Annotated in this window: 28 protein-coding genes; 11 read left to right on the forward strand and 17 right to left on the reverse strand. The window is 73.5% G+C overall.

The features are described from left to right. Nucleotides 1-212: 212 nt before the first annotated feature. Nucleotides 213-530 carry an antibiotic biosynthesis monooxygenase gene (locus JWR81_RS00665; RefSeq protein ID WP_297645303.1) on the reverse strand — a complete coding sequence of 106 codons (318 nt, stop codon included), beginning with the start codon at nucleotides 528-530 and terminating at the stop codon, nucleotides 213-215. 85 nt (nucleotides 531-615) lie between these two features. Between JWR81_RS00665 and JWR81_RS00670 the strand changes: the two genes are divergently transcribed. The 3 genes from JWR81_RS00670 to JWR81_RS00680 all read left to right on the forward strand — a co-directional run bounded on the left by JWR81_RS00670 (nucleotide 616) and on the right by JWR81_RS00680 (nucleotide 2,061). Further along, complete coding sequence (locus JWR81_RS00670) at nucleotides 616-966, forward strand: metalloregulator ArsR/SmtB family transcription factor (RefSeq protein WP_297645306.1); 351 nt, start codon at nucleotides 616-618, stop codon at nucleotides 964-966. Next, nucleotides 963-1,358 carry a Fur family transcriptional regulator gene (locus JWR81_RS00675; protein WP_297645308.1) on the forward strand — a complete coding sequence of 132 codons (396 nt, stop codon included), beginning with the start codon at nucleotides 963-965 and terminating at the stop codon, nucleotides 1,356-1,358. The genes JWR81_RS00670 and JWR81_RS00675 overlap by 4 nt, the downstream gene beginning before the upstream one ends. Before the next feature lie 67 nt (nucleotides 1,359-1,425). Then, a complete protein-coding gene (locus JWR81_RS00680; protein ID WP_297645311.1) occupies nucleotides 1,426-2,061 on the forward strand; it encodes a hypothetical protein in 636 nt (211 codons plus the stop codon). Here the strand turns inward: JWR81_RS00680 and JWR81_RS00685 are convergent. From JWR81_RS00685 to recO, 3 genes are read right to left on the reverse strand one after another with little or no spacing between them, the layout of a single operon-like run. After that, nucleotides 2,058-2,438 (reverse strand): hypothetical protein, encoded by a 381-nt coding sequence (locus tag JWR81_RS00685; protein ID WP_297645382.1) that lies wholly within the window; start codon nucleotides 2,436-2,438, stop codon nucleotides 2,058-2,060. The two genes, JWR81_RS00680 and JWR81_RS00685, sit on opposite strands and share 4 nt — an antisense overlap. Before the next feature lie 17 nt (nucleotides 2,439-2,455). Beyond that, nucleotides 2,456-3,241: an isoprenyl transferase gene (locus JWR81_RS00690; RefSeq protein WP_297645314.1), complete on the reverse strand. Its 786-nt coding sequence runs from the start codon at nucleotides 3,239-3,241 to the stop codon at nucleotides 2,456-2,458. Nucleotides 3,242-3,251: 10 nt separating this feature from the next. Then, complete coding sequence (recO, locus tag JWR81_RS00695) at nucleotides 3,252-4,019, reverse strand: DNA repair protein RecO (RefSeq protein ID WP_297645317.1); 768 nt, start codon at nucleotides 4,017-4,019, stop codon at nucleotides 3,252-3,254. 89 nt (nucleotides 4,020-4,108) lie between these two features. On the opposite strand from recO, the gene JWR81_RS00700 reads away from it, so the two are divergent. Both JWR81_RS00700 and JWR81_RS00705 read left to right on the forward strand, forming a co-directional pair. After that, nucleotides 4,109-4,765 carry a DUF4190 domain-containing protein gene (locus JWR81_RS00700; RefSeq protein ID WP_297645320.1) on the forward strand — a complete coding sequence of 219 codons (657 nt, stop codon included), beginning with the start codon at nucleotides 4,109-4,111 and terminating at the stop codon, nucleotides 4,763-4,765. A 64-nt stretch (nucleotides 4,766-4,829) separates the two neighbouring features. After that, nucleotides 4,830-5,627, forward strand: coding sequence for a DUF2470 domain-containing protein (locus JWR81_RS00705; RefSeq protein ID WP_297645323.1), 798 nt, complete (start codon nucleotides 4,830-4,832; stop codon nucleotides 5,625-5,627). Between the two features lie 47 nt (nucleotides 5,628-5,674). On the opposite strand, the gene era is transcribed toward JWR81_RS00705, so the two are convergent. The 5 genes from era to ybeY are packed head-to-tail and all read right to left on the reverse strand — an operon-like array spanning nucleotide 5,675 to nucleotide 10,110. Next, the gene (gene era / locus JWR81_RS00710; RefSeq protein ID WP_297645326.1) at nucleotides 5,675-6,601 is read right to left on the reverse strand and encodes a GTPase Era; all 927 of its coding nucleotides are present in this window, start codon (nucleotides 6,599-6,601) and stop codon (nucleotides 5,675-5,677) included. Next, complete coding sequence (gene lhgO, locus JWR81_RS00715) at nucleotides 6,598-7,836, reverse strand: L-2-hydroxyglutarate oxidase (RefSeq protein ID WP_297645329.1); 1,239 nt, start codon at nucleotides 7,834-7,836, stop codon at nucleotides 6,598-6,600. The genes era and lhgO overlap by 4 nt, the downstream gene beginning before the upstream one ends. Next, complete coding sequence (locus JWR81_RS00720) at nucleotides 7,833-8,183, reverse strand: cytidine deaminase (RefSeq protein WP_297645332.1); 351 nt, start codon at nucleotides 8,181-8,183, stop codon at nucleotides 7,833-7,835. Before JWR81_RS00720 ends, lhgO begins: the two co-directional genes overlap by 4 nt. Beyond that, on the reverse strand, nucleotides 8,170-9,546 hold the full coding sequence (locus JWR81_RS00725; RefSeq protein WP_297645335.1) for a hemolysin family protein: 1,377 nt from the start codon (nucleotides 9,544-9,546) through the stop codon (nucleotides 8,170-8,172). Before JWR81_RS00725 ends, JWR81_RS00720 begins: the two co-directional genes overlap by 14 nt. 27 nt (nucleotides 9,547-9,573) lie before the next feature. Beyond that, nucleotides 9,574-10,110 carry an rRNA maturation RNase YbeY gene (ybeY, locus tag JWR81_RS00730; protein ID WP_297645338.1) on the reverse strand — a complete coding sequence of 179 codons (537 nt, stop codon included), beginning with the start codon at nucleotides 10,108-10,110 and terminating at the stop codon, nucleotides 9,574-9,576. 41 nt (nucleotides 10,111-10,151) lie between these two features. Here ybeY and JWR81_RS00735 point away from each other — a divergent pair, with 41 nt between their 5' ends. Then, nucleotides 10,152-11,372 (forward strand): D-arabinono-1,4-lactone oxidase, encoded by a 1,221-nt coding sequence (locus JWR81_RS00735; RefSeq protein WP_297645341.1) that lies wholly within the window; start codon nucleotides 10,152-10,154, stop codon nucleotides 11,370-11,372. 137 nt (nucleotides 11,373-11,509) lie between these two features. Here JWR81_RS00735 and JWR81_RS00740 read toward each other — a convergent pair whose 3' ends face one another. Next, nucleotides 11,510-12,565 carry a PhoH family protein gene (locus JWR81_RS00740; RefSeq protein WP_297645345.1) on the reverse strand — a complete coding sequence of 352 codons (1,056 nt, stop codon included), beginning with the start codon at nucleotides 12,563-12,565 and terminating at the stop codon, nucleotides 11,510-11,512. A 227-nt stretch (nucleotides 12,566-12,792) separates the two neighbouring features. Here JWR81_RS00740 and JWR81_RS00745 point away from each other — a divergent pair, with 227 nt between their 5' ends. Beyond that, nucleotides 12,793-15,768: a glycoside hydrolase family 38 C-terminal domain-containing protein gene (locus JWR81_RS00745; protein ID WP_297645348.1), complete on the forward strand. Its 2,976-nt coding sequence runs from the start codon at nucleotides 12,793-12,795 to the stop codon at nucleotides 15,766-15,768. On the opposite strand, the gene JWR81_RS00750 is transcribed toward JWR81_RS00745, so the two are convergent. From JWR81_RS00750 to hrcA, 5 genes are all read right to left on the reverse strand, one after another. Next, nucleotides 15,761-16,294, reverse strand: a complete 534-nt coding sequence (locus JWR81_RS00750) for an isochorismatase family protein (protein WP_297645358.1) — start codon at nucleotides 16,292-16,294, stop codon at nucleotides 15,761-15,763. The two genes, JWR81_RS00745 and JWR81_RS00750, sit on opposite strands and share 8 nt — an antisense overlap. 9 nt (nucleotides 16,295-16,303) lie before the next feature. Next, the gene (locus JWR81_RS00755; protein ID WP_297645361.1) at nucleotides 16,304-17,182 is read right to left on the reverse strand and encodes an alpha/beta hydrolase; all 879 of its coding nucleotides are present in this window, start codon (nucleotides 17,180-17,182) and stop codon (nucleotides 16,304-16,306) included. A 357-nt stretch (nucleotides 17,183-17,539) separates the two neighbouring features. Next, nucleotides 17,540-18,277, reverse strand: coding sequence for a 16S rRNA (uracil(1498)-N(3))-methyltransferase (locus JWR81_RS00760; RefSeq protein WP_297645385.1), 738 nt, complete (start codon nucleotides 18,275-18,277; stop codon nucleotides 17,540-17,542). Next, a complete protein-coding gene (gene dnaJ, locus JWR81_RS00765; protein ID WP_297645388.1) occupies nucleotides 18,274-19,440 on the reverse strand; it encodes a molecular chaperone DnaJ in 1,167 nt (388 codons plus the stop codon). Before dnaJ ends, JWR81_RS00760 begins: the two co-directional genes overlap by 4 nt. Before the next feature lie 61 nt (nucleotides 19,441-19,501). Beyond that, the gene (gene hrcA, locus JWR81_RS00770; RefSeq protein ID WP_297645364.1) at nucleotides 19,502-20,521 is read right to left on the reverse strand and encodes a heat-inducible transcriptional repressor HrcA; all 1,020 of its coding nucleotides are present in this window, start codon (nucleotides 20,519-20,521) and stop codon (nucleotides 19,502-19,504) included. Nucleotides 20,522-20,601: 80 nt separating this feature from the next. Between hrcA and JWR81_RS00775 the strand changes: the two genes are divergently transcribed. Genes JWR81_RS00775 through JWR81_RS00790 form a run of 4 tightly spaced genes read left to right on the forward strand, consistent with a single transcriptional unit; the run spans nucleotide 20,602 to nucleotide 24,122 of the window. After that, nucleotides 20,602-21,192 carry a hypothetical protein gene (locus JWR81_RS00775; RefSeq protein WP_297645367.1) on the forward strand — a complete coding sequence of 197 codons (591 nt, stop codon included), beginning with the start codon at nucleotides 20,602-20,604 and terminating at the stop codon, nucleotides 21,190-21,192. A 37-nt stretch (nucleotides 21,193-21,229) separates the two neighbouring features. Then, nucleotides 21,230-22,348, forward strand: a complete 1,119-nt coding sequence (locus JWR81_RS00780) for a hypothetical protein (RefSeq protein ID WP_297645370.1) — start codon at nucleotides 21,230-21,232, stop codon at nucleotides 22,346-22,348. Beyond that, nucleotides 22,345-23,295: an ABC transporter ATP-binding protein gene (locus JWR81_RS00785; RefSeq protein ID WP_297645373.1), complete on the forward strand. Its 951-nt coding sequence runs from the start codon at nucleotides 22,345-22,347 to the stop codon at nucleotides 23,293-23,295. The genes JWR81_RS00780 and JWR81_RS00785 overlap by 4 nt, the downstream gene beginning before the upstream one ends. Beyond that, nucleotides 23,292-24,122: an ABC transporter permease subunit gene (locus JWR81_RS00790; RefSeq protein WP_297645376.1), complete on the forward strand. Its 831-nt coding sequence runs from the start codon at nucleotides 23,292-23,294 to the stop codon at nucleotides 24,120-24,122. Before JWR81_RS00785 ends, JWR81_RS00790 begins: the two co-directional genes overlap by 4 nt. Here JWR81_RS00790 and JWR81_RS00795 read toward each other — a convergent pair. After that, the gene (locus tag JWR81_RS00795) at nucleotides 24,112-24,918 is read right to left on the reverse strand and encodes a lipase (protein ID WP_297645379.1); all 807 of its coding nucleotides are present in this window, start codon (nucleotides 24,916-24,918) and stop codon (nucleotides 24,112-24,114) included. The genes JWR81_RS00790 and JWR81_RS00795 overlap by 11 nt on opposite strands. An 82-nt stretch (nucleotides 24,919-25,000) precedes the next feature. Next, nucleotides 25,001-26,164, reverse strand: a complete 1,164-nt coding sequence (gene hemW / locus JWR81_RS00800) for a radical SAM family heme chaperone HemW (RefSeq protein ID WP_297645390.1) — start codon at nucleotides 26,162-26,164, stop codon at nucleotides 25,001-25,003. Nucleotides 26,165-26,173 lie beyond the last annotated feature (9 nt).

Consider the following 26,173-nt stretch of genomic DNA (forward strand, 5'->3'; position numbering starts at 1 on the left):
CGGATCATCGGCCGGCAGGTACGCGCCGGGACGCAGCGTCGTCAGCGACTCGGACGCCCGGAGCCGACGCAGCTCGTCGTCGGTGACCCCGGAGGCCAGCAGAAGCGGCCGGAGCCCGATCTCGGAAGGACTGTTCTCCACGACGACGAGCCTGCCGCCCGCCGCAATCGCTCGCGGCCGAATGAGCGAACCTATGGACAACCCTGATGGGCTCAGGCCAGGAGGCTCGGGTGCTCCGTCGCCTCCCCGTTCCTGGCTTCCACCAGCGTCTCGTACGTGCTCGTGTCCGGCTCCGCCTCCGACAGCAGCGGCACCACGTGCTCGCGCACCGCGAAGGGGCTCAGGCTGCGGCGGTAGGCGTCCACCGAGGCGAAGCGGACGGTCAGCACCCACTCGTCCGGCTCGTCCACGGCCCGGCCCAGCTCACCGCCGACGCAGCCGTCGGCGGCGGTGAGCAGCTCCAGCGCGCGGCGGGCACGCGGGAGCAGGTCGGCGGGCAGCGGCGCGACGAACCGGCAGACGAGCAGCACTGCGTCACGATCCCATCTGCCTAGGATGGCTCCGACCTAGGATGGATCGGCGGCCCGTTCGCGTTGCTGCAGGGGGAGGTACCACATGTCGATCGTCGCTGACGACGAGAACACCCGCACGCACGGAACGGTGGCCCCGGCTCCGGCGCGCACCCCGCGCACCCTCGCCGCGGCAGGCGACCTCCTCCGCGCGCTGGCCGCGCCGGTGCGCATCGCGATCGTGTTGCAGCTGCTGGAGTCCAGCCGGTGCGTCCACGACCTCGTGGACGCGCTGGGCGTCACGCAGCCGTTGATCAGCCAGCACCTGCGGGTGCTCAAGTCGGCGGGTGTGGTGCAGGGCGAGCGGCAGGGCCGCGAGGTCGTCTACTCGCTGGTGGACGACCACCTCGCCCACATCGTCGTCGACGCCGTGGCCCACGCGGAGGAGAGCCGATGACGACGCCACGCATCGTCCGCTCCACCCGGCAGCGGGCCGCCGTGTCGGCCCTGCTCGACCGGCTCGACGACTTCCGCTCCGCCCAGGAGATCCACGAGGAGCTGCGCCGCACCGGCGACGGCATCGGGCTCACCACCGTCTACCGCACGCTGCAGACCCTGGCCGACGGCGGCGAGGTGGACGTCCTGCGCACCGCGTCGGGCGAGGCGGTCTACCGGCGCTGCGCCACCGCGGCGCACCACCACCACCTGGTGTGCCGGCGCTGCGGGGCGGCCGAGGAGATCGAGGGAGAGGCCGTGGAGAGCTGGGCGCAGAGGATCGCCGAGGCCCACGGCTACTCCGACCTGAGCCACACCATCGAGATCTTCGGGCTGTGCCGCGACTGCGGCTGACGGCGAGTGTGGCCCGCGTCTCACATCGACACATCCGGAGCCCGTCCCCGCGGCTAATGTCCGCCCGGTGACTGAGGACGCAAGCAGCAACGGTGCGACGGCAACGGCGCCGAGCACGGTACGCAGGCTCGACGGGCCGGAGGCGGGTGAGCTGGCCGCGCTCGCGGCGGTGTTCGAGGATCTGCAGTACGTGCTGCGGTGCTGCGAGCACCTGGTCACCGCCCTGAACTCGCCCGGGAGCGGGCCGGTGCGGGTCGACACCGACGACGCCCTGATCGAGGCGCTGTGGACCGGTGCGCTGATCGGCTACGTGCGCTGCTTCTCCGGCCGTACGTCCGTTCTGACGGAGAAGGACCTCGAGGAGCTCGAGCTCGACGGCGACGTCAGCGAGTTCCACTCGCTGGTCAAGAAGCTGCGTGACCACTACGCGTCACGTCATGTGAACCCGCGCGAGGCGTTCACGGTCGGCGCCGCGCAGTCCAACGAGGGCAAGCCCACGGGCATCGCGGTGGTCTCCACCCCCCGCCCCATCGTCGACGACACGACGGTGCGCCTGCTCGGCCGCGTCGCCTACGCGCTGTCCGGCCTGATCGACGCGCGCATGCAGAAGAGCCAGAACGACGTGCTCGGCGCGGCCGCCAAGATGTCGCCGATGGAGCTCTCGCGGCTGCCGCTCGTGCACCTGGCGAACGAGCCCGTCTAGGCCCCGGTCAGTTCCGCGCGCAGCGTGGACGCATTCCCCACCACGAGCATCAGCAGGGTGCCCATGGCCTTCTCGTCGAGCCCGACGGCGGGGAACGCGTAGCGCAGCGTCACGTCCCAGCCCTTCTCGCCGCGGATGACGCGGGGGGTGCCGAACAGGCCCTCCCCCGCGCCCATGGCGACGCGGGTGGGCACGTCGGTCTCCACCGGCAGGTCCCACGCCACCACGCACGTCAGGTTGAGGACGGGCAGGCCCTCCTCCAGCTCCAGGCCCTGAACCACGCACAGCACGCCGCCGTGGGCGAACGTGAGCGCGCCGTCGTCGTCGGCGGTGACGTCGTGGAAGTTCTCCAGCGCGGCCCGCGCCACGTTCAGCATGTCCTCGATGACGCTGGTCACGATGCGTTCTCCGGGGTGTCGAGTGCGCCGCCGAAGCGGCGGTCGCGGCGCGCGTAGATCTCGATCGCCTCCCAGATGTGCCTGCGGTCGAAGTCGGGGAACAGGGTGTCGAGGAAGACCATCTCCGCGTACGCCGACTGCCACAGCAGGAAGTTCGACGTGCGTTGCTCGCCGGAGCTGCGCACGAACAGGTCGACGTCGGGCATGTCCGGCTCGTCGAGGTACTTCGCGATCATGCGCTCGTCGATCTTGTCGGGCTTCACCTTGCCCTCGGCGACGAGCAGGCCGATCTGCTTGACGGCGTCGGCGATCTCCGCGCGACCGCCGTAGTTGACGCACATGGTGAGCGTGAGGACGTCGTTGTGGCGGGTCTTCTCCTCCGCCACCTCCAGCTCCTTGATCACGCTGCGCCACAGCCGCGGCCGCCGGCCGGCCCACCGCACGCGGACGCCCATCTCGTGCATCTCGTCGACGCGGCGGCGGATGACGTCGCGGTTGAAGCCCATGAGGAAGCGCACCTCGTCGGGGCTGCGCTTCCAGTTCTCCGTGGAGAACGCGTACGCCGAGAGCCAGCGGACGCCGACGTCGATGCAGCCGCGCGCCACGTCCATGAGCGACGCCTCGCCGCGGCGGTGGCCCTCGATGCGCGGCAGGCCCCGGGCGTTGGCCCAGCGGCCGTTGCCGTCCATCACGAGCGCGACGTGGTTGGGAACCAGCTCACGCGGGATCGCCGGTGGGCGGGCACCGGAGGGGTGCGGGGCGGGAGGCTGGAACTGCGGCACGACCTGCACCCTACGGCGGGGGCACAACCGTGGCCCGCGCCACCACCGCCCGTCGCTCCACCAGTGGCAGTGAGCGGAGCTGCCGTTCCATGTGCCACTGCAGGTGCGCGGCCACCAGCCCGCTGGTGTCGCGCCGGGTGGCGGCGCCCATCGCGTCGGCTACGTCCCAGTCGCCGTGCAGCAGGGCGTCCAGCAGCAGATAAGTCTCGCGCGACGGCGTGATCGAGCCGGGCGGGCGGCAGACCTGGCACACCGCTCCCCCGGCCGCGATGTTGAACGCGGGGTGCGGGCCGGGCTCGGCGCAGCGGGCGCAGTCGTTGATGGCGGGGGCCCAGCCGGCGTGGGTCATGGCCCGGAGGAAGAACGCGTCGAGGACCAGCGAGGCGTCGCGCTCGCGGCCGGCCAGCGCGCGGATCGCTCCCACGAGCAGCAGGTACACCCGCAGCGCCGGCTCCCCCTCCTCCGCGACGAGCCGATCGGCGGTCTCGAGGATCGCGCAGCCCGCGGTGTAGCGGGAGTAGTCGTTGACCAGACCGGCGCCGAACGCGTCGACGGTCTCGGCCTGCGTGACGATGTCGAGCGAGCGGCCGGTGTAGCACTGCACGTCGACGTGGTTGAACGGCTCCAGCCGGGCGCCCCAGCGGGACTTCGTGCGCCGCACACCCTTGGCCACCGCGCGGATCTTGCCGTAGCGGCGGGTGAGCAGCGTGATGATCCGGTCGGCCTCGCCGAGCTTCTGCACGCGCAGCACCACGCCGGTGTCGCGGTACAGGGCCATGTCCCCACCCTACGACCTGGTCGGTATGTCACCGTTGCACCTCGCCGACCCCTACGATCGGCCCCCACACCCAGCCGAGGGGGAAGCGCATGTCCCAGAACCCGCCCGACGACGACAAGACCACGTCCTTCCGTCCGGGGAACGAGGACGGCCCGGTGTCGCTGGGCAAGTCGGCCGAGTCCGGCGCCACCCCGAGCCCCGGGTACGACCCGAACACCTACGGCCAGCAGCAGCCCCAGTACGGAGGCGCCTACGGCGGGCCGCCGCAGCCGGGCTACGACCCACAGGCCCAGTACGGGCAGCAGCCGGCCTACGGGCAGGCTCCGTACGGCCAGGCGCCCCCGTACGGCCAGCAGCCCGGCTACGACCCGCAGGCGGGCTACGGCCCGCAGGCCGGCTACGGCCAGCCGTTCCCGCAGCAGCCGGCCTACGGGCAGCCAGGCGCCTATCCGGGATACCCGCAGCAGGCCTACGCCGCCCCGCCCGCCACCAACACGATGGCGATCCTGGCGCTGATCTTCGGCATCATCATCGCGCCGCTGGGCATCGTGTTCGGGTTCATCGCGCGCGGCCAGATCAAGCGCACCGGCGAGAGCGGCGACGGGCTGGCACTGGCGGGCATCATCATCGGCGGCATCTTCACGCTGCTGTTCATCGCCTACATCGTGTTCATCATCGTGTTCTTCTCGGCGGTGGCCAGCACGATCCCGGACTTCCCGAACGGCGGCTCGTTCCCCACGAGCTGAGCGGGCCTGACATCGTCCGGGCCCACGAGATGAGGTGAGCCTCACCGAACACCCGGGAGGAATCGTGACCCACAGCGTCCCCACCGAGGTGATGGCCGAGACCGAGCGCACGCTCGCGGCCACCCCCGGCATCCAGGGGGAGCCGACCGACGCCGAGCGGTCCCGCACGCTGATCGCGTCGGCCCGCACCGCGGCGCTGGCCACGATCGGTGACGGCGGGTTCCCGTTCGGCTCGCTCGTCAGCCACGCGGTGGACGCGTCGGGGCGGCCGCTGCTGCTGCTCAGCGACCTCGCCGAGCACACCCGCAACCTCGCCGCCGACCCGCGCGCGTCGCTGATGGCCGTGCAGGACGGCGACGGCGACCCGCTCGCACTGGCCCGCGTCACCGTCGTCGGCGAGGTCGGGGAGCTGCGCGGCGACGAGCGGGAGGCCGCGCTGGCGGTCTACCGCGCCACCCACCCCGGCGCGTTCTACGCGGGGTTCGCCGACTTCCGGCTCTACCGCCTCGAGGTCGCCTCGGTGCGTTACGTAGGCGGGTTCGGGCGGATGAGCTGGGTGGACGCCGCCGGCTACACCGACGCCGAGCCCGACCCGCTGCGCCCGCACGCCGCCCGGATCGTCGACCACATGAACGACGACCACGCCGACTCGCTCGTGCTGTTCGCCCGCGTGTTCGGCGGCCGCGAGCAGGCGGTCGAGGCCCGGATGGTGGACTGCGACCGCTACGGCTTCGCGATGTTCAGCCGCGACACCCCGGACGGCGAGCAGACGGCCGTCCGCCTGCCGTTCCGCACCCGGGTCGACACGCCGGAGGGCGCGCGGACGGCCATGGTGAACCTGGTGCGCGAGGCCCGGCAGTAGCCGCGTTCGCGTGCCGGTCCGCGCGCGCAGCCACGCGCGGAACGGCGCTAGAAGCCCAGCTTGCGGAGCTGGCGGGGGTCGCGCTGCCAGTCCTTCGCGATCTTCACGTGCAGGTCGAGGAACACCTTGGTGCCCAGCAGCGCCTCGATCTGACGCCGGGAGTCGCTGCCCACCTGCCGCAGCCGCTCGCCGCCACGGCCGATCACGATGCCCTTCTGGCTGGACCGCTCGACGTACACGGTGGCCATGATCTGCAGCATCGGCTCGGCCTTGGGGTGGCGGCCCTCGCGCGGGCCCATCTCCTCGATCACCACGGCGATGGAGTGCGGCAGCTCGTCGCGCACGCCCTCCAGCGCGGCCTCGCGGATCAGCTCGGCGACGAGCGTGGCCTCGGGCTCGTCGGTGAGCTCGCCCTCGGGGTAGAGCGGCATGCCCTCGGGCAGCCGGGCCACCAGCAGGTCGGCGATGAGGTCGACCTGGAAGCCGTCCTGCGCCGAGCAGGGCACGACCTCCGCGAAGTCCATCAGGGCACTCAGCTCGGTGAGCCGCGCGACGATCTGCTCGGGCTGGGCCAGATCCGTCTTCGTGACGATGCCGATCACCGGGGTGCGCCCGGCGACGGCCTTCAGCTCGTTGACGATGAACTCGTCGCCGCGGCCCACGGGCACGTCGGCGGGCACGCAGAAGCCGATGACGTCGACCTCCGACCACGTCTCGCGCACCACGTCGTTGAGCCGGCTGCCCAGCAGCGTGCGCGGCTTGTGCAGGCCCGGCGTGTCGATGACGACGAGCTGCGCGTCGTCGCGGTGCAGGATGCCGCGGATGGCGTGGCGGGTGGTCTGCGGGCGGCTCGACGTGATGGCGATCTTCGAGCCGATCAGGGCGTTGGTGAGCGTGGACTTGCCCGCGTTGGGCCGGCCCACGAAGCACGCGAAGCCCGAGCGGTAGCCGTCGGGCACATCGGCGAAGGTCATGCTGCTTCCAGCGGGGCGATGCGCTCGCCGGTGAGGCGCTCCAGGATCTCGCGCCCGATGGGCAGCGCGGCGGTGGCGGCGGGCGACGGGGCGTTGAGCACGTGCAGGATGCTGCCCGCTCCCGTGCCCTGGTCGACGAAGAGGAAGTCGTCCACCAGCGTGCCGTCGGCCTTCACCGCCTGGGCGCGCACACCGGCACCGGCCGGCGAGAGGTCCGACGCCGCCACCTCGGGCAGCATCCGCTGGATCTGCTTCACCATGGCCTTCCTCGACAGCGACCGGTGCATCTCGCCGAAGCCGTAGCGCCAGTGCTCCTTCGCGATCCGCAGCATGCCCGGGTAGGCGATGGTCGCGAGGAACTCCTTCGGCTTCACGGTGCCCCAGGAGTAGCCCTCGCGGGCCAGCGCCAGCACCGCGTTGGGGCCGGCGTGCACATGCCCGTCGACGCCGCGGGTGGCGTGCACCCCGAGGAACGGGAACGCGGGGTCGGGCACGGGGTAGATCAGGCCCTTGACCAGCGCCGACGCCCGTTCGGAGAAGCCGGAGTACTCGCCGCGGAACGGGATGATGCGGATGCCCGGGTCGACGCCTGCGGCCTTCGCCAGCTCGTCACAGCGCAGCCCGCCGCAGACGACGACCTGCGTGCCCAGGACGTCGCCGCTCTCGGTGCGCACCACCACGTCGTCGCGGCGGCGCACCAGGCCGGTGACCGCGCGGCCGAGGTGCACCTCGCCGCCCTCCTTGGTGACGAGCTCGCCGAGCTTCTCCGCGACCAGCCGGTAGTCGCAGATACCGGTGGAGGGCACGTGCAGCGCCGCGATGCCGCGGACGTGCGGCTCGTGCACGCGCATGCCGTCGCGGTCGAGCTCGTGCACCTCGACGCCGTTGGCGGCCCCGCGACGGACCAGCTCGGCCATCCGCGGCAGCTCCTCGGGCTCGGTGGCGACGACGAGCTTGCCGCACACCTCGTGCGGGAGGTCGTGCTCGCGGCAGAACGCGACGGTCTCGGCACAGCCGGCGACAGCGAGGCGGGCCTTGAGGCCGCCGGGCGCGTAGTACAGGCCGGAGTGGATGACGTTGGAGTTGTTGCCGGTCTGGTGGTCGGCCAAGCGGGGCTCGCGCTCGACGACGGCCACGGAACGGCCGGTACGCGCGACGGCATGGGCGGTGGCGAGGCCGACGATGCCGCCGCCGACCACCACCATGTCGAACCTCGGGGTGGCGGGCAGGGTCATGCGGTGGGCTCCAGGGTGTCGACGACCGCCCCTGACGGGTCGGCGCGAAGGATGTGGGCGCCGGGCGCCAGGTCACGGACGGCGGAGACGGACAGCTCGTCCACCGCATCGGCGGCCGTGACCACCGCGGCGGCCTCGAGGCCGGGTGCCCCGCTGGACACGGCCGCGGCCACGGCCGCCTGCAGGGCCGTGAGCTGCAGCGACGGCAGCGCGACGGTGGCGGCGGCGTAGGTGCGGCCGTCGGTGTCGCGCACGGCGGCGCCCTCGACGCCACCCGTGCGCGCCCGCGACGAGCGCGCCAGCGTCACGATCTTCAGGTCTTCGGGGTCCAGGTCAGCCGCGGACATCGCTCTTCTCCTCCCGACGCTCGACGGGGTTCTCGCCGTTGTCGTCGCGGTCGTCGTTCTCGTGATCGGGCTCGATGGGGTCCACCAGCACCGAGGTGATGCGGATGCGCCCTCGCGCGTCCTTGCCGCCCTCGGCCAGCAGCCGCAGCCCCGCGACCTCGGTGGTGGCGCCGGGCAGCGGGACCTTGCCGAGCTGCTGGGCCAGCAGCCCGCCGACCGTGTCGACGTCGGCGGCCTCGATCACCTCGGTGAGCGGGCTGTCCTCGCCGTCGGCACCGGGGAACAGCTCCGCGAGGTCCTCGACGGGCAACCGGGCCGAGACGCGCAGCCTACGGCCGTCGAGCTCCTGGACGTCGGGCACCTCCTCGAGGTCGTACTCGTCGGTGATCTCCCCGACGATCTCCTCGAGGATGTCCTCGATCGTCACGACGCCAGCGGTGCCGCCGTACTCGTCCACGACGATGGCCATGTGGTTGCGGGCGGCCTGCATCTCCTTGAGCAGCTCGTCGACGCGCTTGCTGTCGGGCACGAACGCGGCGGGCCGCATGACGGAGGTGAGGGCGGCGACGGTGCCGTTGGCCTCGGCCTGGGCGCGGACGATGTCCTTGAGGTAGGCGACGCCGATGATGTCGTCGATGCTGTCGCCGAGCACCGGGATGCGGGAGTAGCCGCTCTTGAGCGCGAGGCGCAGCACCTTGTCGATGTGGGTGTCGCGCTCGGTCCAGACCACGTCGGGCCGGGGCACCATCACCTCGCGGACGAGGGTGTCGCCCAGCTCGAACACCGAGTGGATCATCTGCCGCTCGTCCTCGTCGACGACGCCGCTGGTGCTGGCCATGTCCACCAGCTCGCGCAGCTCCACCTCGGACGAGAACGGGCCCTGCCGGAAGCCCTGGCCGGGCGTGATCGCGTTGCCGACCAGGATCAGCAGCTTGGTCAGCGGACCGAGCAGGGCGGCGAGCGCGCGGATCGGGGCCGCGACGAGCATGCCGACGCGGTAGGGGTGCTGGCGGCCGAGCGTGCGCGGCCCGACGCCGATGAGCACGTAGGACACCACGAGCATGATCGCGCCCGCGGTGAGCGCGCCGGCCCAGACGGTGCGGAAGATCTGCACCAGCGCCACCGTCAGCAGCACGGTGGCCGCGGTCTCGGACGCGAGCCGCAGCAGCAGTAGCAGGTTGACGTGGCGCGGGCGGTCGGCCACCACGGCGGCGAGCGCGCGCGACCCGGCCTGGCCCGTGCGCACCAGTGCGTCCACGCGGGCGCGCGAGACCGACAGCAGCGCGGCGTCGGCCGCGGCGAACATCCCGGCCAGCGGGATGAGCAGGACCGCGATGACGATCAGGGGCAAGGTGCCGTTCATCGGCGGGCGCCGTTCATCGGAGCGGGATCAACTGTCCTCGAGGCCGACGACGCCGAGCACCGCGGAGTCGCTGCGGCGCTGCGCCTCGCGGGCCGCGGCCTGCTCCCGGCCGACCCGCCAGTCGGTGAGCAGCGTGGTCTGCAGGCCGAACATCTCGCGCTCCTCGTCGGGCTCGGCGTGGTCGTAGCCCAGCAGGTGCAGCACGCCGTGGACGGTGAGCAGGTGCAGCTCGTCGTCCAGGCCGTGCCCTGCCTTCTTGGCCTGCTCCTTCGCGAACTCCGGGCACAGCACGATGTCGCCGAGCAGGGCCGGGCCCATGTCCGGGGCGTCGGGGCGTCGGGACTCCTCCGCGAGGTCGTCCATCGGGAAGGACATGACGTCGGTGGGGCCGGGCTCGTCCATCCAGCGCTCGTGGAGCTCGCTCATCGCGTCGGTGGTGACAGCGAGGATCGACAGCTCGGCCGCCGGGCTGACCCGCATCGCGTCGAGGGCGAACCGGGCGACGGAGGCGATCAGCGTGGCGTCCATGCTCACGCCGGACTCGTTGCACACCTCGATCGACACGTCCACCAGGGTAGACCGTGCCGGTCGGTAGGTTCGGGGGCATGGTGGAGAACTGGGCGGGCAACGTCACCTTCGGCGCGTCGGCGTTCCATCGGCCGGCATCGGTGGCGCAGCTGCAGGAGATCGTGGCGGGCAGTGACCACCTGCGTGTCCTGGGCACCGGCCACTCGTTCAACCGCATCGCCGACACCACCGGCGACCTCGTCTCGGTCGCCGACCTGCCGCCGGTGCTGGAGATCGCCGCGTCGGGGGTCCGGGTCTCCGCCGGTACGCGGTACGGCGAGCTGATGGCCCCGCTGCACGCGGCTGGGCTCGCCCTGCACAACACCGGTTCGCTGCCGCACATCTCCGTTGCGGGCGCGTGCTCCACGGGCACGCACGGCTCGGGCGACGCCCACGGCGTCCTTGCGACGGCCGTGTCCGCGGTGGAGCTCGTGGGCGCCGACGGGGAGCTGCGCACGGTCCGCCGCGGCGACCCGGTCTTCCCCGGATCGGTCGTGGCGCTGGGGGCCGCCGGCGTCGTCACCGCGCTGACGCTCGATGTGCAGCCCACCTTCGACGTCCGCCAGACCGTCGTCGAGGGGCTGCGGGGGTTCGAGAACGTCGAGGAGGCGCTCGCCGCCGCGTACAGCGTCAGCCTCTTCACCTACTGGGATGGCAACGGCTTCGAGCAGGTGTGGCTCAAGCAGCGTGCCGACGTGCCCCCGCTCCCCGCGGGCTGGCTGGGCACGACTCCCGCCGACGGCCCGCGGCACATGGTGCGCGGCGGCGACCCCGCGCACTGCACGCCCCAGCTGGGCACCGCAGGCCCGTGGTTCGAGCGGCTGCCGCACTTCCGCCTCGCGTTCACCCCGAGCAGCGGCGACGAGCTGCAGTCGGAGTACCTCGTGCCACGCGCGACGATCGGCGACGCGCTACGGGAGCTGGACGGCATCCGCGAGCGCATCGCGCCGGTGCTGCTCGTCGGCGAGATCCGCACGATCGCCGCGGACGACCTGTGGCTCTCCCCCGCGCAGGGCCGCGACAGCGCCGCGATCCACTTCACCTGGGTCTCCGACGCCGCCCGCGTCGAGCCCGTCGTCGCGGAGGTGGAGGCGGTACTCGAGCCGTTCACGGCGCGGCCGCACTGGGGCAAGGTGTTCACGACCTCGCCCGAGCGCGTCCACGCGCTGTGGGAGCACCTGCCGGAGGCCGCGAAGGCCCTCTCCGCGGGAGACCCGGGCGGGAAGTTCCGGAACGCACTGCTGGACCGCTACCTGTGACCGCCCCGGTCGGCGATCTCGTGCGCACCCGGCGCCGGCGCCGCCGACCGAGCCGTCGCGGAGCTCACGGATACCGATCTCCACGGGACCTCCCGGAGTGGCTGCATCCGACAGGGGCGATGTAGCCGCATCCGGGCTCAGCGACGGCGCGCGCGGCGGTCCTGCGGAGGGCCGTTGCGCGGCGCCGCGGAGCGCAGGTTGGGCCGCTCCTCCTCATCGGCGTCCCACCGGGCGTAGGCATCGACGATGTCGGCCACCAGGCGGTGGCGCACGACGTCGGTGCTCGTGAGCTCCGAGAAGTGGACGTCGTCGACCGCGCCGAGGATCTCGCGCACCACGCGCAGGCCCGACCGGGCGTGGCCGGGCAGGTCGACCTGTGTGACGTCGCCGGTGACCACGATCTTGGAGCCGAAGCCCAGCCGCGTCAGGAACATCTTCATCTGCTCGGGCGTGGTGTTCTGCGCCTCGTCGAGGATGATGAACGCGTCGTTGAGGGTCCTACCGCGCATGTAGGCCAGGGGCGCCACCTCGATGGTGCCTGCGGCCATCAGCTTCGGGATCGACTCGGGGTCGATCATGTCGTGCAGTGCGTCGTAGAGCGGGCGCAGGTACGGGTCGATCTTCTCGAACAGCGTGCCGGGCAGGTAGCCCAGGTTCTCCCCCGCCTCGACGGCCGGCCGCGTCAGGATGATGCGGTTGACCATCTTGTTCTGGAGCGCCTGCACCGCCTTGGCCATGGCCAGATATGTCTTGCCGGTACCGGCGGGGCCGATGCCGAAGACGATGGTGTGGGAGTCGATCGCGTCGACGTAGCGCTTCTGGTTGAGCGTCTTCGGGCGGATCGTCTTGCCGCGCCGCGACAGGATGTCGAGGCTCAGCACCTCGGCCGGGGACTCGCCGATCGCCTCCTGGGCGCCCGCCCCCAGCATCTCGACGGTGCGCCGGACAGCGTCGCTCGACACCTGTTGGCCGCGCTGGGCCAGGGTGATCAGCTCGGTGAAGACCCGCTCGGCGAACGCGACGTCTGCGGCCACCCCGGTGAGGGTGAGCTCGTTGCCGCGCACGTGCACGTCGGCGTCGAGGAGATCCTCCGCGGTGCGCAGGCTCTCGTCGCGAGAGCCCAGCAACGCGAGCAGAGCAGCGTCGGGAACAGTCATGCGGGACTGGACGGAGCCGGGTTCGGTACCGGTCAAGGGGTCAGCCGCCTGCTTTCTACCTCTGCTCGTGGGACGTCACCGACTCTACCGCGATCCACCGACACTCCGCCCGGCCTTTCGGCCGCCGTACCGGAGACCACCGGCGAGCCCGGCGGACGGGTCGGGCGGGCCGTGTGCGCGGAGAAGGGTCAGGGAGATGGGCCGGGCCGGCTTTTCCGCGCCCGACCCGCGCCGAGCCGCGCCGAGGACGCCAGGATGGGCCCGTGCACGACGACTCCCAGCTCGTCCTCGGCCGGATCCTGCGGTTCACCCGCGAGCGGCTGGTCCCGGCGGTCCACCGCGACCATCTCCCGCTCGCCGTCACGGCATGGGTCGCGCCGGGCGAGCCCGTCCCGTTCGCCGAGGCCGTCCGCCAGGACTTCACGCCGTTCGCGATCGGCGCGCCGTGGGGGCGGCCGTGGGGGACCGTCTGGTTCCACGTCACGGGCACCGTCCCCGCCGGCTGGACGGACCCGGCGACGCGCCCGGAGCTCGCCGTCGACCTCGGCTTCAGCGGCGCCCAGCCCGGCTTCCAGGCAGAGGCCACCGCCTACCGCTGCGACGGCACGATCATCAGCGCGATCGAGCCGCGCCGCCGCCACCTCCCCCTCGGCGAGGCCGGGTCGGCGGTCGACCTCTACATCGAGGCCGCCGCGAACCCCGATGTCGCCGGCCCGTGGACGTTCGCGCCGACCCGGCTCGGCGACCTCGCCACCGCGGGCGACGAGCCGATCCACCGGCTGGTCCAGATGCACGTCGCGCTGCTGGACGTCCCCGTCTGGGAGCTGTGGCAGGACTTCTGGACGTTGACCGGGCTGGTCAACTCGCTGCCCGCCGACCTGCCGCGCCGCGCCGAGGTGCTGCGCGCGATGGAGCGCACCGTGGACGTCGTCGACCCCGACGACGTGTCCGGCACGGCGGAGGCGGGCCGCATGGAGCTGGCCGGCATCCTCGCGAGCCCCGCCCATGCGAGTGCCCACCGCGTGCACGCCGTCGGCCACGCCCATATCGACTCGGCCTGGCTGTGGCCGGTGCGCGAGACCGTTCGCAAGGTGGCCCGCACGTTCTCCAACGCGCTCGCGCTCATGGACACCGACGACGACTTCGTGTTCGCGGCGTCCTCGGCACAGCAGTACGCGTGGCTGCAGGAGCACCAGCCGGAGCTGTTCGCCCGGGTCAAGAAGAGGACCGCGGAGGGCCGGTTCGTGCCGGTCGGGGGCATGTGGGTGGAGTCCGACACGAACATGCCCGGCGGCGAGGCGCTGGCCCGGCAGCTGGTGGCCGGGGAGCGCTTCTTCGCCGAGGAGCTGGGCGTCGAGAGTGACGGGGTGTGGCTGCCCGACTCGTTCGGCTACTCCGCCGCGCTCCCCCAGATCGCCGCGGCGGCCGGGCGTCGCTGGTTCCTCACCCAGAAGATCTCCTGGAACGAGACGAACAGGTTCCCGCACCACACGTTCGCCTGGGAGGGCATCGACGGCACGCGGATCTTCACGCACTTCCCGCCCGTCGACACCTACGGCGCCGAGCTGCTGGGCGAGGAGCTGGCCCGCGCCCAGCGGCAGTTCGCGGAGAAGGGGCGCGCGAACACCTCGCTCGTGCCGTTCGGCTGGGGCGACGGCGGGGGCGGCCCGACGCGCGAGATGCTCGCCGCGGCCGCCCGCACCCGGAGCCTGGAGGGCTCCCCGACGGTGGAGCTGAGCAGCCCGTCGGCGTTCTTCGCCGCGGCGGAGGCCGAGTACCCACGGCCTCCCGTGTGGTCGGGCGAGCTGTACCTGGAGTTCCACCGCGGCACCTACACCTCGCAGGCGCGGACGAAGCGCGGCAACCGGCGCAGCGAGCACCTGCTGCGCGAGGCGGAGCTGTGGGCCGCGACCGCCGCCGTCCGCACCGGTGTCGCCTACCCGTACGACGCTCTGGAGTCCCTCTGGCGGACGGTGTTGCTGCAGCAGTTCCACGACATCCTCCCCGGCAGCTCCATCGCGTGGGTGCACCGCGAGGCTGAGCGGGAGTACGAGCGGGTCGCGGGCGAGCTGGAGGAGCTGATCGGCGACGCCCTCACGGCACTGGCCGGCGACGAAGGCCGGTCGCTGACGTTCAACGCCGGCCCGTACGAGCGCGGCGGCGTGCCCGCGCTGGGCGGTGCGCCGACAGCCGCGGCACCCGGAACGACCGTCGCCGAGACGCCCGGCGCCATCGTGCTCGCCGACGACCGCGTCCGGCTCACGATCGACCACCGCGGCCTGTTCACCTCGGTGTACGACCTGGTCGCCGGGCGCGAGGTCGTGCCCGACGGCTCCCCCGCCAACCTGCTCCAGCTCTTCCGCGACACCCCCACCCGCTGGGACGCGTGGGACGTCGACGAGCACTACAAGCGCACCGGCCGCGACCTCCTCGACGGCGAGGTGACCGTCGACGGGGACGCCGTCCGAATCGTCCGCAGCACCGGCCCGTCGACGATCACGCAGGTCGTCACGCTGCACGACGGGTCGATCGACATCGCGATGCACGTCGACTGGCACGACCGGCAGAAGCTGCTCAAGCTCGCCTTCCCCCTCGACGTGCACGCCGACCGCGCCGCGTCGGAGATCCAGTTCGGGCACGTGCACCGCCCCACCCACACCAACACCTCGTGGGACGCCGCCCGCTTCGAGACGTGCGCCCACCGCTGGGTGCACGTGGGCGAGCCCGGCTACGGGGTGGCCGTGGCCAACGACTCCACCTACGGCCACGACATCGGCCGCACCACGCGCGGCGGCGGCACCACCACGACCGTGCGGCTGTCGCTGCTGCGTGCCCCGCTGTTCCCCGATCCCGACGCCGACCAGGGCGAACACCGGTTCACCGTGTCCCTGCGGGCCGGGTCGGACATCGGCGACGCGGTGGCGGAGGGCTACCGGCTCAACCTGCCGCTGCGCGAGGTCCGCGGCGGCGCCGACGTCGCCCCGCTGGTGACGGTGGACGACCCCGCCGTCGTGGTCGAGTCGGTGAAGCTCGCCGAGGACCGCAGCGGCGACGTGGTCGTGCGGCTCTACGAGGCGCTGGGCACCCGTGCCACCGCGCGGGTCACGGCCGACTTTCCGCACACCGCCGTGGTGGAGACGGATCTGCTGGAGCGGCCGCTCGCCGGACCCCCGTGCCTGGAGGACGGCGTCCTACGCGTGCGGCCGTTCCAGCTCGTCACGCTGAGGTTCGCTACTTGATCAGCTTCTGCACCGCGCGGAACTGCGGGTGCTGGGCGTCGCCCAGCCACTCGAACAGCACCATCTCGGTGGTGACCACCTCGGCGCCGTGCCGCTGCATCCGGTCGACGGCGGCCGCCTTGTTCGCCGGGGCGCGGGAGCCGATCGCGTCGGCCACCAGCAGCACGCGGTACCGCGCGGCGAGCAGGCCGAGCACGGTCTGCAGCACGCAGACGTGCGCCTCGCAGCCGGCGACGACGATCTCCTCGGTGCCGGGTGGGAGCAGCGTCGCGAAACCCGGCTCGGCGACGGCCCCGAACGCCATCTTCGGCATCACCATCTGCGGATACGCGGCGAGCGCCGCCACGGTGGGCCCGAGGCCCGCCGGGTTCTGCTCGGTGGCGCACACCGGCACGTCCATCAGCCCGGCGCCCTCGGCGAGGCGCGCGGCGTTGGCCACCACGGCGTCGCCGTCGTGGATGGCGGGCATGAGCCGCTGCTGGAGGTCGACCAGCAGCAGCGCGGATCCCTTGGCGGTGAGCAACACCGGAGCAAACTAGCCGAGAATGCGATCCGCGGCGGAACGGCAGGCCCGCCACGCGTCGGTGGTCGGGTCGATCAGCACGAAGTGGTCGGCGCCCGGGATCGTGATCAGCTGGTCGTCCGAGGCGGCCGTGAACCGCTGCGACTGCCGGATCGGCACGTTGGCGTCCTCGGTGCCGTGGACGCACGTCACCGGCACTCCGATCGGGATCCGCGCGATCGGCGAGGCGAGCGCGTAGCGGTCGGGCACCTGCGCCGGCGAGCCGCCGAGCAGGTCGTCCACCGCACCGGCGCCGACACCCTGTTCCGAGGCGTCCACCAGGTCCATCACGCCGGCCTGCGCGACGGCGCCCTTCAGCCGAACGGCGGGCGCCGCTCCCGGCGCCCCCGCGGGGAGGCCGGGCCGCGCAGCCAGCCAGCCGACGAGATGTCCGCCCGCGGAGTGCCCGATCGCGACGACGCGGTCGAGCGGGAGCCGCCCGCCCGCCTCCAGCTGGACGGGTCCGGCGAGCAGGTCGAGAGCGGCGGCGACGTCGTCGAAGGTGGCGGTCCAGCCACCGTCGTCCGAGTCGGTGCGCGGTCCGCCCGCGCTCCCCGTGGCCACGCGCCGGTACTCCACGTTCCACGCGGCCAGCCCGTCGTTGGCCAGGTCGGCGGCCAGCGGGCGGCCCAGCTCGAGGCCGTACCGCTGCCGCCAGAACCCGCCGTGCACGATCACGGCGACGCCGCGAGGGGTGCCCGCCGGCAGCGTCAGCTCGCCGAACTGGCTCGGGTGGCCGCCGTAGGGGATCCTCCGCGGGCCCGTGACACCCGGGGCGGGCGCGGGCGCGGCCACGGCGCAGGCCGCCAGCGCGGCGGGGAGGGCGAGCGCGGCGGCACCGACGACGGCCATCCGTCGGAGAGCACCACGGCGAGTCATGGGGACGATCATGCCGGGACGTTCGCAGCCCGTCACCGCCCAGGTCGTGGCGGCCGAGACGGGACCGGGGTTGCCACGTCGCGGTGCACGTGGGGGGACACACACCGCGACGTGGCCCCGCCGGACGAGGGGGACTCTCCGACGGCCCCGCGAACGCGAACGCCCGCGGCTCCACTCCGGGCCACGCAGGACGTGGAACCGGAACACGGCAGACGATAAACCCCCCGCGGGCCCGCGACGCCGCGTCGTCACCCGGTTGATATGCGGCACGCCGACGATCGGAGCTGGTCGGCGCGTTGCGCGGGCCGTCCACAGCCGTCCGCTCGATCGTCAGCTCCACCGTCGGGTGAGCACCCCGAGCGCACCGAGAGCTACGGCGGCGGCCGTGGACGCCCGGAGCACCTCGCCGCCCAGCCGGACCGACCGCCCCCCGGCAGCCGTGAGTGCCGCGATCTCGTCGTCGGTGACGCCCCCCTCGGGCCCGACGACGAGGAGCAGGTCGCCCGCGGTGGGCAGGTCGACCTCGGCGAGGCGGTCGGTGGCGCCCTCGTGCAGCACGAGCGCGCCCGCGGCGTCGGCGACGCGGCGGGCCAGCATCGCGGTGGTCACGGGTTCCTCGACGACCGGCAGCCACGGCCGGCGCGCCTGCTTCGCGGCCTCGCGCACGGTGCTCCGCCAGCGGGCGAGGGCCTTGTCGCCGCGCGGCCCGTCCTCCCAGCGGGCGACGCACCGGGCCGCCCGCCAGGGCAGGATCCCGTCGACCCCGGCCTCCGTGGCCATCTCGACGGCCAGCTCGCTGCGGTCGCCCTTGACCAGCGCCTGCGCGAGCAGCACGCGCGGCGCGGGCGGGGCGAGCGTCGACCGCGAGGTGAGCGCGAGCGAGACGGTGTCCCGCCCGGTCGACTCGACGACGGCCTGCGCGAGGGCGCCACGTCCGTCCGTGACCTGGACGACCTCGCCGACCCGCATGCGCTTGACGGTGGCGGCGTGCCGCCCCTCGGGCCCGTCGAGCACGAGAACGCCCCCGGCCGGGAGGGCGTCGACCAGGAACAGCGGTGCGGTGCTCAGCGGCCGAAGCTGTCGCGCAGGCGGGAGAAGATGCCGTGTCCGTTGCGGTTGCCGCCGACGAGATCGGGCTGCTCCTCCCCGCGCAGCGCCGCCAGCTGGCGCAGCAGGTCGGTCTGCTCCTTGGTCATGTTCGTGGGAACCACGACGTCGACGTGCACCATCAGGTCGCCGTGGCCGTCCACGCGGCCGGTGGAACGCAGCCGGGGCATGCCCCTGCCGCGCAGCGTCTTGACCGTGCCGGCCTGCGTGCCGGGGTCGACGTGCAGCTCGTCGGTGCCGTCGAGCGTCGGCAAGGGCAGCGTGGTGCCCAGCGCCGCGGCCGTCATCGGCAGCTGCACGGTGCAGTGCAGGTCGGCGCCGTCGCGGGTGAAGAGCTCGTGCGGCTCCTCCTCGACCTCGACGTACAGGTCACCGGCGGGGCCGCCGCCGGAGCCGACCTCGCCCTGCCCGGCCAGCCGGACCCGCATGCCGTCGGCGACGCCGGCCGGGATGCGCACCCCGACGTTGCGCCGCGAGCGGACGCGCCCGTCACCGCCGCACTGGCGGCACGGGTCGGGGATGACCTCGCCGAACCCGCGGCAGTTCGGGCACACCCGGGACGTCACGACCTGGCCGAGGAACGAGCGCTGCACGCTCTGCACCTCGCCGCGGCCGTTGCAGATGTCGCACATCGACGGCGAGCTGCCCGGGGCGCAACCGGAGCCGGTGCACTCGGTGCACAGGACGGCCGTGTCGACCGCGAGGTCGCGGGTGATGCCGGTGGCGCACTCCTCCAGTGTGAGCGACATGCGGATCAGCGCGTCGCCGCCGGGCTGCACGCGGCTGCGCGGGCCCCGCCCACGACCGCCGCCACCGCCCTGGCCGCCGAAAAACGCGTCCATGATGTCGCCGAAGCCGAACGCGCTGAACGGATCGCCGCCGCCCGCTCCGCCGCCGCCCCCGCCGTTGCCCAGGGGATCGCCGCCGAGGTCGACGACGCGCCGCTTCTCCGGGTCGGACAGCACCTCGTAGGCCGCACTGACCTCGGCGAAGCGCTCCTGTGCCCCCGGTTCCGGGTTGACGTCGGGGTGCAGCTCTCGGGCGAGCCTCCGGTAGGCCCGTTTGATCTCGTCGGCGCCTGCGTCGTTCGCGACCCCGAGGATCCCGTAGTAGTCCCGTGCCACTCGCGCGTTCCCCATGATCCTTCTCGTTCGAACTCGACGATCGATGTGCCTGGCAGGCGTCCTAGCGTCCTGCCAGGATCTCACCCACGTACCGGGCGACCGCATGCACCGCCGCGATCGAGCCCGGGTAGTCCATCCGCGTGGGTCCGACTACGCCCATCCCTCCCAATACGGTGCCCGCGCCGTAGCCGATCGACAGCACGGACGTGTCGCGCATCTCCTCGGCCTCGTTCTCGCCGCCGATGCGCACGGTGACGGTGCCGGGATCCTGCGCCGAGGCGAGCAGCTTGAGCACCACCACCTGCTCCTCGAGCGTCTCGAGCACCTGCCGCAGCGTGCCCGGGAAGTCGGCGACGTTGCGCGTGAGGTTGGCGGTGCCGCCCAGCACCAGCCGCTCCTCGGGGTGCTCCACGAGCGTCTCGATGAGCACCGTGGACAGCGTGGTGATGACCTCGCGCAGCTCGTTCGGCGCGAGGTCGGGCAGGTCGGCGACCGCCACCGACGCCGCGGCCAACGGACGCCCGGACAGCGCCCCGTTGATGACGGTGCGGATGGTGCCCACGTCGTCGTCGGAGAGCACCTGGCCGAGGTCGACGACCCGCTGGTCGACGCGGCCGCTGTCGGTGATGAGCACCAGCATCAGCCGGGCCGGGGTCAGCGCGACGACCTCGCAGTGGCGCACGGTGGAGCGCGTGAGCGTGGGGTACTGGACGACCGCGACCTGGCGGGTGAGCTGGGCGAGCAGCCGGACACTGCGGCGCAGCACGTCGTCGAGGTCGACGGCGCCGTCGAGGAAGGCCTGCACGGCCCGCTTCTCGGCCGCCGACAGCGGCTTGACCTGAGCCAGCCGGTCGACGAACAGGCGGTAGCCCTTGTCGGTGGGCACGCGGCCGGCGCTGGTGTGGGGCTGGGCGATGAGCCCGTCCTCCTCCAGCACGGCCATGTCGTTGCGGACGGTGGCACTGGAGACACCGAGGTTGTGCCGATCGACGATCATCTTGGACCCGACGGGCTCCTGCGTGGAGACGTAGTCGGCGACGATGGCCCGCAGGACCGCGAAGCGGCGTTCGTCGGCGTTCACCCGGCTCCTTCCGGCGGCGGTGGGCAGTTCCTCCATTCTAGGTGTTCCGCGCAGCTCCGGCCCACGAGACGATCTGGTATGTGCAGATCCGCAGGGTGACACTCGACGCGATCGCCGCCGGCACGGTGACGGTCCTGTTCCGGCGCTGGGACCGGGCCCGGGTGCGGGTCGGCGGCACGCAGCGCACGCCGGTCGGGGTGCTGGAGTTCACGGCCGTCGAGCCGGTGGCCGAGGCCGACCTCACCGCCGACGACGCCCGCGCCGCCGGCTTCGCCGCCCTCGACGCGCTGCGGGCCGCCCAGGTCGGGACCGGGCAGATCTACCGGGTCGCCGTGCGGCCCGCCGGGCCCGACCCGCGCGTGGCGCTGCGCGCGAGGGCCCGCCTCTCGGCCACCGACCGCGCGGAGATCGCCTCCCGGCTGGACCGTCTCGACCGCGCGTCCCGGCGGGGCCCGTGGACGGCGACGGTGCTCGGCCTCATCGCCGAGAACCCCGGCGTCCGGGCGCCGGACCTGGCCGCCGGGCTAGGGTTGGAGACGCCGCCGTTGAAGCGGGACGTACGCAAGCTCAAGGAGCTGGGGCTGACCGAGAGCCTCGAGGTGGGCTACCGGCTCTCCCCGCGCGGACGGGCGTGGCGCCGTCACGTCGCGAGCAACCACACCGCGAACTGACGGCGCCCACACGGCGCCGCGAGCACCATGGGGACAAATGGCCGCGCAACGCTTCAGCCGGCGCTGGCTGCTGGTCGGCGCCGGTGCCGCCGCGCTCGTGGCCGCCGGCGCGGTGGAGCTTCCCGCGGCCGCCGTCGAGGTCGATCCCGAGGAGCTGCGCCGCCGCATCCGGGGCACCGCCCCGCCGTACGTCGGCTACGCCGAGAGCACCGGACGGCTGGGTCTGCCGGAGATCCCGCAGCTGGAGTCGGTCACCGCGCTGCTGACCAGCACCACCCGCATCCGCGCGTACGTCGCGGCGGGCGACCGCTGGCGCGCCGACGAGTTGACCGGCGCGTTCGGCGACAGCGAGCGCGACACCTACCAGCTCGGTGCCGCCGAGTTCTTCTGGGACTTCGGCAGCGACCAGCTCACCCGCGTCGTCGGCCAGGCCCCGTTGCGGCTCCCCCGCGCCGGGGACCTGCTGCCCCCCGACCTCGCCCGCCGGATGCTCGGGCTGGCCCGCACCGACCCGGTGACGGCGCTGCCGTCGCGCCGGGTGGCCGGACGGTCCGCCGCGGGGATCCGCCTGGTGCCGTCCGATCCCGACACCACCGTCGGACGCGTGGACATCTGGGCCGACCCCGCCACGGCACTGCCGCTGCGCGTCGAGGTCGCCGCCCGTACCGGGCCGCCGTTGCTGGTCAGCGAGCTGCTCGACGTCACCGACGGCCCGCCCGATCCCGCCGACCTGCGTCCGCCCCGCCCGGCCGGTGCCGGCATCGTGACCGCGAGCGCGGCCGACGTCAGCGGGGCGCTGCGCGTGTTGAACGCCCCACCGCCGCCCGCCCGGCTCGCCGGCCGCGACCGCGTCGCGCTGCCGAGCACGCCGGACGCCGAGCTGCCCGGGGTGGGCGTCTACGGCACCGGGCTGGCCGGTTTCGTGCTCATCCCGGTGGGCCGCGACGTCGCGAACCGCGCCGCCGCCGGTGCCGCCGCGGCGGGCGGCACCTCGATCGACGTGCCGTTCGGGCGGGCGGTGCAGCTCGCCACACCGCTGCTGTCGCTGGCGGTGCGGGCTCGTGGCCGGGGCGGATCGCTGCTGATCGGCACCGTCGCCCCCGCGATCCTGAAGCAGGCCCTGCTCGAACTCCCCACCCGAGGACGGCCTCGATGAACGACGTGATCGCCACCACCGCACTGACCAAGCGCTTCGGCCGCGTCACCGCCGTCGACGGCGTCGACCTCCACGTCACGGCGGGCGTCCGCTTCGGTCTGCTCGGCCCCAACGGCTCGGGGAAGACCACGCTCGTGCGAATGCTGCTCGGGCTGGTGCACCCCACCTCCGGATCCGTCGAGCTCCTCGGCCAGGCGATGCCCCGTCACTCCGCGGCCGTGCTCCCCCGCGTCGGCGCGCTGGTGGAGAACCCGGCGGCGTGGCCGCACCTGTCCGGGCGCGCCAACCTGCGGCTGCTCGACGCCGCGGGAAAGGGCGGCCGGATGCGCGACCGGAAGGCCCGCGTCGAGGACGTGCTGGCCCGCGTCGGGCTCGCCGGCGTCGACCGCCGCCCCGTCAAGGCCTACTCGCTCGGCATGCGCCAGCGCCTCGGCATCGCCGCGGCCCTGCTGCGCAGCCCCGAGCTGCTGCTGCTCGACGAACCATCCAACGGCCTCGACCCGCGCGGCATCGGCGAGATGCGCGGACTGCTGCTGGCGCTGAACGCCTCGGGCGTGACGGTGGTGCTGTCGAGCCACCTGCTCAGCGAGGTCGAGGCACTGTGCACCCGGGTCGGCGTGATGGACGCCGGGCGGCTGGTGCTCGCCGAGGACCTCGACGTCCTGCGCTCCCCCACCGGCAACGTGCGGGTGCGCACCCCCGACCCGGCCTCGGTGGTCGGGCTGCTCGACGGGCAGGTCGTCCACCGCGACGGTGACGCCCTGCTGGTGCGCGCCGACGACGCCGGCGCCCTCAACGCGCGGCTCGTCGCGGCGGGGGTCCGGGTCACCGAACTGGCCGCGGAGCGGCGGAGCCTGGAACAGGTGGTGTTGGAGCTGACCGGATCGAGCTCGGACCGGATCGACGCCTCCCGCACCGCCGCCCCGAGGACCGGGGTGCCGCGGTGATCGGAGTCGAGCTGCGGCTCATGCTGCGGCGCCGGCGGGTGTGGCTGTGCTGGCTGCTGCTGTGCGCCATCCCCGCGCTGGTGGCGGTGCTGCTGGCCGTCACGGACCTCGCCCCGGCGCCGGGGCAGGGCGGGGCGTTCCTCTCGGCGGTCGTCAGCGACGGGCAGCTGTTCCCCGCGGCGGCGCTGGCACTGGTGCTGCCGGTGTTCCTGCCGATCACCGTCGCGATCGTCTCGGGCGACGCGGTGGCCGGCGAGGCGAGCACCGGGACGCTGCGGTACCTCCTCGTACGGCCGGTCGGGCGACTGCGGCTGCTGACAGCCAAGCTGATCTCGGTGGCGGCGTTCGTGCTGCTCGCGGTGCTGTTCGTGACCCTCACCAGCTACGTCGTGGGCATCATCGCGTTCGGCTTCGGCCCGGCCGCCGGCGCCGGCGGCACGGGCGGCGTCACGTCCCTGTCGGGCGTGACCCTCACGCCGCTGCAGCTGGCCGGGCGCACCGCCGCCACCGTCGGCTACCTGGCACTGTGCATGCTCGCGATCGGCGCGGTGGGCCTGTTCTTCTCGACGCTCACCGACTCGCCGCTCGCCGCGGCTCTGGGCGTGCTCGCGTTCGTGGTGCTCAGCGCGATCCTGCTGCCCCTCGACGCGGCGTCGGCGATCCGTTTCTACCTGCCGACGACGCACTGGCTCGCCTGGATCGACCTGTTCCGCGACCCCATCCTGTGGACGGCCGTACGCCAGGGCGTGGGCGTGCAGCTCGGCTACGTCGTGGTGGCGTTCGGGGCGGCGTGGGCGAACTTCGCGACGAAGGACGTCACGAGCTAGGCGCCCCCTCGGCGCGGAGGGTGGTGCAGTCGCCGCCCGGGTCCAGCCGCGCCGTCGACAGCCCCTCCAGCACCAGGCCGGCCACCGCCGGGTCGCGCGGCAGGCTGCCGTGATCGACCTGCGCGCCGGGGCACAGGCTCTGCAACGGGATGTTGACCGCGCCGTCGAGGCGGGCGGAGTCGGGCGGGGTGACGGTCTCGTCGCCGGTGGTCCAGATCGACAGCCACGGCAGCAGCGTGCCGACACGGGCGCGGGCGAGCTCCGCGAGCTGGGCGCTGCCCGGCGCGAGCTGCCGGCACGCGACGGGGCACGCGCTGGGCAGGGTCGCCGCCCCGGCGGCCGCGAGCGTGGTGCCGTCGAGCGGGGCACCGAGGGTGATCACGCGGCGGGCCTTGGCGGCGCCGTCGTCACGGGCGACCCAGAGCCCGGCGACGACCCCGCCCGCGGAGTAGCCGACGACGTCCACCGAGGGGGCGCCGCCCTTCAGCGCGGTGTCGGCGGCGGCGTCCAGCACATCGACCTGCGCGGAGAGGTCACCTGTGCCGTCGCCCTCCAGCGCGAGCACCTTCACGGTGCGTCCGGAGGCTCGGATGCGGCCGGCCAGCGGCTCCAGGCTCGCCTGCGACCCGCCGTACCCCGGCACGAGCAGCACGGGCCCGAGCGCGTCCTGCTCGGGCCGTGACGACGGGTCGACCGACGGCCCTCGGCTCGCCACGACCTGCACGCCCACCAGCACGACGCCCACCAGCACGAGGACGCCGACGAGGGCGAGCAGCAACCGGCGCCGAGGACTCACGCCACCCCCGTGTCGCGGCACGCGTGGCGTCCTCGCAGCACGCCGGCATGCTGCGAGGAGGCGCGACGGGCTGCGAGGTGCGTCATACGGGGGCTCCGGCGAGGAGGGCGTGGACCACGCCGTCGGCCAGCAGGCGCCCTCGGCGGGTCAGCACCGCTCGGCCGTCCGCCGGCTCAAGCAGGCCGTCCGCCTGTGCCTGCTCTGCCGCGGCACGCCCCGCCGCGTCGAGCAGGTCGAGGGGCAGGCCGCTCGCCAGGCGCAGGCGGAGCATCACGCGCTCGGTGTGCTGTTCGTCGAGGGTGAGCTGCTCGCGGCCGGCCTCCGGCGACGCCCCCTCGGCCAGCCGTGCCGCGTACCGGGCGGGGTGCTTGACGTTCCACCAGCGGGAGCCGGCGAGGTGGGAGTGGGCGCCGGGGCCCAGGCCCCACCAGTCGCCATCGAGCCAGTAGCCGAGGTTGTGCCGGCAGGCCGCCTCTGAGGAGGCCGCCCAGTTGGACACCTCGTACCAGCCCAGGCCGGCGGCGGAGAGCCGGTCGTCGATCATCTCGTAGCGAGCGGCGGCCACGTCGTCGTCGGGGGCGGGCAGCTCGCCGCGCGCGACCTTGCGGGCCAGCGCCGTGCCGTCCTCGACGATGAGCGCGTAGGCCGACACGTGATCGACTCCCGCGTCGAGCACGGCGTCGAGCGAGGACCGCAGGTCGTCGTCGGTCTCGCCCGGGGTGGAGTAGATCAGGTCGAGGTTGACGTGCGCGAGGCCGGCGGCCCGGGCCTCCTTCGCCGCAGCGGCGGCGCGGCCGGGGGTGTGGCGGCGGTCGAGGACGGCCAGGACGTGCTGCGCGGCCGACTGCATGCCCAGCGACACCCGCGTGAACCCGGCGTCGACGAGACCCGCGAAGAACTCCGGGGACGTCGACTCGGGGTTGGACTCGGTGGTGACCTCCGCGCCCGGCGCCAGCCCGAACGTCTCCCGGACGGCGCCCAGAACCTCTCCGAGCCGCTCCGCCCCGAGCAACGACGGCGTGCCGCCCCCGACGAAGACGGTGTCGACCGCTCGGGGGCCGACGGTGGCGGCGGCGAGCGCCAGCTCCTGACGGACGGCGGTGAGCCAGCCGTCGGGTGACGCGCCGGATCCCTGCAGCTCGGAGGCGGTGTAGGTGTTGAAGTCGCAGTAGCCGCAGCGGGCCGCGCAGAACGGCACGTGGACATAGATCCCGAAGGGTGGCGGCACGACATCCCAGTGTGCCACCTGGGGCGA

This window comes from Pseudonocardia sp. (assembly GCF_025965585.1).
Taxonomy (GTDB): domain Bacteria; phylum Actinomycetota; class Actinomycetes; order Mycobacteriales; family Pseudonocardiaceae; genus Pseudonocardia.

Bases quoted from the DNA above. Each gene is read 5' to 3' on its own strand.
- recO (WP_297645317.1), bottom strand. From the start codon at position 4,019: ATGGCCCTGTACCGCGACACCGGCGTGGTGCTGCGCGTGCAGAAGCTC.
- JWR81_RS00780 (WP_297645370.1), top strand. From the start codon at position 21,230: ATGGCCGCGCAACGCTTCAGCCGGCGCTGGCTGCTGGTCGGCGCCGGT.
- JWR81_RS00720 (WP_297645332.1), bottom strand. From the start codon at position 8,183: ATGTCCGCGGCTGACCTGGACCCCGAAGACCTGAAGATCGTGACGCTG.
- JWR81_RS00685 (WP_297645382.1), bottom strand. From the start codon at position 2,438: ATGCTGAACGTGGCGCGGGCCGCGCTGGAGAACTTCCACGACGTCACC.
- JWR81_RS00725 (WP_297645335.1), bottom strand. From the start codon at position 9,546: ATGAACGGCACCTTGCCCCTGATCGTCATCGCGGTCCTGCTCATCCCG.
- JWR81_RS00785 (WP_297645373.1), top strand. From the start codon at position 22,345: ATGAACGACGTGATCGCCACCACCGCACTGACCAAGCGCTTCGGCCGC.
- JWR81_RS00700 (WP_297645320.1), top strand. From the start codon at position 4,109: ATGTCCCAGAACCCGCCCGACGACGACAAGACCACGTCCTTCCGTCCG.
- JWR81_RS00675 (WP_297645308.1), top strand. From the start codon at position 963: ATGACGACGCCACGCATCGTCCGCTCCACCCGGCAGCGGGCCGCCGTG.
- JWR81_RS00735 (WP_297645341.1), top strand. From the start codon at position 10,152: ATGGTGGAGAACTGGGCGGGCAACGTCACCTTCGGCGCGTCGGCGTTC.
- JWR81_RS00755 (WP_297645361.1), bottom strand. From the start codon at position 17,182: ATGGCCGTCGTCGGTGCCGCCGCGCTCGCCCTCCCCGCCGCGCTGGCG.
- JWR81_RS00670 (WP_297645306.1), top strand. From the start codon at position 616: ATGTCGATCGTCGCTGACGACGAGAACACCCGCACGCACGGAACGGTG.
- lhgO (WP_297645329.1), bottom strand. From the start codon at position 7,836: ATGACCCTGCCCGCCACCCCGAGGTTCGACATGGTGGTGGTCGGCGGC.
- era (WP_297645326.1), bottom strand. From the start codon at position 6,601: ATGACCTTCGCCGATGTGCCCGACGGCTACCGCTCGGGCTTCGCGTGC.